We start from the raw sequence: 4545 nt of genomic DNA, 5'->3' as shown, positions 1-4545 counted from the left end.
GTGTCGCCGGGCCCCGCCGCCCCGTCCCACCCCGCCGCCCCGGTTGACCAGCCCTTTCGCTGCCGGGGCTTGGCCAACTGCGGCTCGTCCGCCGGCGCCGCGGCCGATAGTCTCTCGTCCGGCACAGAAGACGATCACGTCCGGAGGGCGGCGGCCATGACGAGGATCATCGAGACCGCGGGCGGCAAGGTGCGCGGCGTCGAGAGCGGTGACGGTGTCCTGTCCTGGCGGGGCATCCCGTACGCCGCCCCGCCGGTGGGTCCCGCCCGCTGGCGCCCGCCGCGTCCCGCCGAGGGCTGGAGCGGGGTGCGGGACGGGTCGCGGCCCGGCAACCCCGCGATCCAGCCGCCGCCGCTGATCCCGGGAACGCCGGCGCCGGACGGCCTCGACATCCCGGCGCCCTCGGAGGACTGCCTCCACCTCAACGTCACGGCACCCGCCGACGCCGTCCGCGCCCCCGTCGTCGTCTGGCTGCACGGTGGCGGCTACCACGTCGGGAACGGGCACGACATGGTGGGCGACGGCGTCGTCCTCGCCCGGGACTTCGGCGTTGTGGTGGTGAGCCTCAACTACCGGCTCGGCGCGCTCGGGTTTCTTGCCCTGCCGGACGAGGAGCACAGCGGGGCCCACGGCACGCACGACCAGATCGCCGCCCTGCGCTGGGTGCGCGCCAACATCGGGGCGTTCGGGGGCGACCCCGGCCGGGTCACCGTCTACGGGGTGTCCGCCGGCGCCAAGTCCGTGTCCAACCTGATCGCGTCCCCGCTCACCCGGGGCCTCGTCCACGCCGCCGCGACCAGCAGCGGCGGCGACCACGTCGCGACGCCGGAGCAGAGCCGCGCGCTGGCAGCCCGCTTCCTGAAGGAACTCGGCGCCGGGGACCCGAGGGACGCGCCCGCCGAAGCCGTCCTGGCCGCCCAGAACGCCGTCGCCCAGGGCATCGAGGCCACCTGGGTGTGGCGCCCGGTGATCGACGGCCTCGCGATTCCGCGCCGCCCCACCGACGCCATCGCGGACGGCGCCGCCGCAGGTATCCCCCTCCTGGCCCAGCACTGCGTCAGCGAGTGCCTCCTGTTCGAGATGGGCGCCCCCGGCTCCGCCGCCCGCGCCGCCCACGTCCTGGACGACGCCTTCGGCCCCGAGACCCGCGACGAGATCCTCGCCGCCTACACCCCCGGCGACCCGCGCGCCGACCTCATGACCGACGAGCGCTACGCCGTCCCCACCACCCGCCTCGCCGACGCCCAGAGCACCCACGCCCCCGTCTGGCGCTCCCGGTACGACGGCCCCCTCACCGCCTATGCCGGCCTCCCCGCGTTCCACGGCTCCGACGCCCCCGCCGTCTGGACGGGCGGCGACGGCGTGGCGGGCGAACTCCACGCCGCCTGGGGCGCGTTCGTCACCACCGGCACACCCGGCTGGACCCCGTACACCCTCCCCGGCCGGGCGACCATGCTGTTCACGGCCGACGGCTCCCGCGTCGCGAACGACCCGGACGCGGTTCGCCGCAAGCTGTGGGAGGGCCGCGAGTGGCAGGCGGGGACCTGGTACGACGTCGGCGTCTGAGTCCCAGCGGGTGAGGAGGTTCTCCAAGCCGAGGCTGCCGGGGTGACCGTCGCGCCCCGCCCACCGCCCACCCCAACCAGGGGAATGTCGCGCGCAGTTCGAGGAACAAGGCGACGGCCGGCCTGATCGTCTCGCGCACCTGACGCAACGCCACCTCCTCGGGGCGGGGCGGCGGCACCGGCCGTTCACCCATCGTTCGCCCCGGTGAAGCAAGTTGGTCCGTCCGCGACCTCGTCGAGTTCTAGATCATCGGCCTACGATGCGCATACGTGAGCGGCACATGGGGGAGGCGCGCTTGTCCGGTGGGATGCGTGAAGGCCGTGGAGTTTCCGCGGCGGCGGGTGAACTCCCCGCCGGGGTACGGCTGTACCGGCTCGACGCGGACGGCGGGGTGACCCTCACGGACCGCGACGGCGCCCGCGAACTCGGCCCCGACAAGGACCTGTTGAGGTTCATCGACGACGGACAGTTCGCCCACTACCTCGTCGGCGACGCGAAGACGTCACCCGAACGACCCTCCAACGCCACCGTCAAACTCGGCATCGTCGGCCCCCGCAGCGCCTTCACCCCGCACGCCCACGGCGGCGAGCACTACGTCCTCAGCCTCGGCCACGCCGCCTGCGGCCTGTACGACGACCGGCACGGCCGGGTCACCGAAGTCGCCCTCACTCCCGGCGAGTTGATCCGCATCCCGGAGATGATGCCGCACTCCTTCGCCAACCGGAGCGCCGACCCGCTGACCATCCTCGCCGCGAACACCGGCTACGGCATCGACCACCAGGACTACGCGATCACCGCCGACGAAGCGGAACGCCGGGCCGATGCCTCCTTCAGCCGACTCGCCGCCGCCCTGCGGGACATCGAACGCCACCAGAACCTGCACGGCATCGGCGCCACCACCGCCCGGGAACGCCTCGCCGCACGCCTGCGACGCGTCGCGCGGCGACTGGAGGGCCGGCCATGATCTGCCCGCACTGCGAACAGTCCCTCCTGCGCAAGGAGCGGCCCGACAACAAGTGCGGCAAATGCGGGCGCCGTTACGCCTTCGACCCGAAGACCAACCCGCTCGGACTGAACGACCTCCGGGTCCGCAGGGTCGTCGCCGGACTCACCCAGAACGGGCAACTTCCCTGCACGACCGGCCAGTTGTGGTACGCCCTGTCGCGCCGCGCGCTGCGGGAACCACGAGTCGAGACGGGCTGCGCGATCGTCCTGCTCGCCGTCGGAGCGGTCGGCGGGATCTTCGGGCTCGACACCGGGGTGGGCGCCGCCCAGGTCGGCGGGGTGCTCGCGCTCCTCGCGGGCGCCGGGTTCGTCGTCGCCCGTGTCGTGGGGGTGGGGCGGGGGCGGCCCAAGGTCGGGCGGGAGGCGTTCCGTACCGACATGATGGCGGCCTGGCGGGACGTCTATCACCGGCTGCCGGCCGGGGTCCTCGACGACAGCCGCTATCCCCGGCCCGGCCGGGCGTCGCCCGACGGGCCCGTCGTGATCTGCCCCGACCGGTCCATCGGCGTCTTCCTGGACAAGGCCGGTGTCGACGTCTTCGCCGACTGGTCGGTGCTGCCCGGCCGAGGGCCGGTGCTTGTGCTGCACGACGCCGACGCGGACGGGCTGCTGTGGGTCGACAGGGTCCGTGCCGCCGTCCCCGGGCGGACCGTCGTCGACATCGGGGTACCGGTGGGGGCCGTGTTCGGGGTGCGGAAGGCGGTGCCGGTGCGGGGGGAGCGGCCGGGGCCCGACACCGTCAAGTCGCTGACGGACGGCGGGCGGTTGACGCCGGAGCAGGTGAAGTGGCTCGGGAAGGGGTGGGGGTTCCCGCTCGTCGGAGTGCCGCCCGCCAAGCTGCTGGCCGTCGTGACACGGGCCGTCGAAGAGGCGGGGGTGCGCCGAGAGGCCGCGTCCGTCGGGTTCCTCACTTGGCCGGACGAACGGGGAGAGGGGATCGGGTGAAGTGGCCGAACCGCTCATCCACTCCGACCCTGACTGGCTCGGCCACTTGGCCGCCGCAGAGGTCCAGTGGCTGGGCCACTCATCCGCTGCCCTCCAAAACTGGCTCGGCCACTTGGCCCCCGGAGAGGTCCAGTGGCTGGGCCACTCATCCGCTGCCCTCCAAAACTGGCTCGGCCACTTGGCCGCCGCAGAGGTCCAGTGGCTGGGCCACTCATCCACTGCCCTCCAAAACTGGCCCGGCCACCTGGCCCCCGGAGAGGTCCAGTGGCTGACCCACTCATCCGCAAAGACGGGAACCGACATGCCGAGGCCCCTCCTGCGCCGGGCGATCACCGAGGCCGCGCGCCGGGCCGCCACCCCCGGGAACCTGCGCTTCACCGAACGCCAGCTGTACTACGAGACGTGCCGCGTCCTGCGCCCCCGCCCGGCCCCCCTGCGCCACGTCCCCTACAGCCCGCCCCCACCCGTCCGCCTCCCCCACTTCACCGAGGCCCTCGACGGCCTGCACCTCCCCGGTCTGCTCCCCGCAGCCGCCCCCGCCCCCACCACCGGCGGCCCGGCGGCCGAACCCGACCTCTACGACTACGGCGTACCCCGCCTCCTGATCTGCCAGGACCGCCGGATCACCGGCATGCTGCTCGCCAACCACGTCCACCTCGAAGCGGCCTGCCCGATCCTCGCCGCACCGGACGACCTCCCCCTCGACCCCCTCCTCAAGTCGGCCCTGGCCCTCGCCGGGACCGCCACCGTTCACGTTCTGCACGACGCGAGCCCCACCGGCATCACCCTCCCCGCGAAGATCCGCGACTCACTCGGCGCGGTACCCGGCGTCAAGGTGACCTCGCTCGGGATCGTCCCCCGCCACGCCCAGACCCTGCACCTCGTCTCCGGCCGCAGACCCGGCCGCGTCCCCCCGATCGGCCCCCTCCCGCACGGACTGAAGGCGGCCGAGGTGGACTGGCTGGCGCGCGGCCGGTTCGCGGAGGTGGCGGCGGTCCCGCCCGCCCGCCTCGTACGCGCGGTGCTGCG

Annotated in this window: 4 protein-coding genes; all 4 read left to right on the top strand. The window is 73.9% G+C overall.

The window, feature by feature from the left end; all coding sequences use genetic code 11:
• Nucleotides 1-156: 156 nt before the first annotated feature.
• Nucleotides 157-1566: a carboxylesterase/lipase family protein gene (locus tag ACVNF4_RS32785; protein WP_461806521.1), complete on the top strand. Its 1410-nt coding sequence runs from the start codon at nt 157-159 to the stop codon at nt 1564-1566.
• A gap of 307 nt (nt 1567-1873) precedes the next feature.
• Nucleotides 1874-2530 (top strand): cupin domain-containing protein, encoded by a 657-nt coding sequence (locus ACVNF4_RS32780; protein WP_461806520.1) that lies wholly within the window; start codon nt 1874-1876, stop codon nt 2528-2530.
• On the top strand, nt 2527-3516 hold the full coding sequence (locus tag ACVNF4_RS32775; protein WP_461806519.1) for a hypothetical protein: 990 nt from the start codon (nt 2527-2529) through the stop codon (nt 3514-3516). The genes ACVNF4_RS32780 and ACVNF4_RS32775 overlap by 4 nt, the downstream gene beginning before the upstream one ends.
• A gap of 301 nt (nt 3517-3817) precedes the next feature.
• On the top strand, nt 3818-4545 hold a 728-nt coding region (locus ACVNF4_RS32770; protein ID WP_461806518.1), incomplete at its 3' end, for a hypothetical protein.

This window comes from Streptomyces sp. S6 (genome assembly GCF_054880855.1).
Note: the sequence above shows the minus strand (reverse complement) of the source record. Positions and strands in the feature narration are given on the sequence as shown.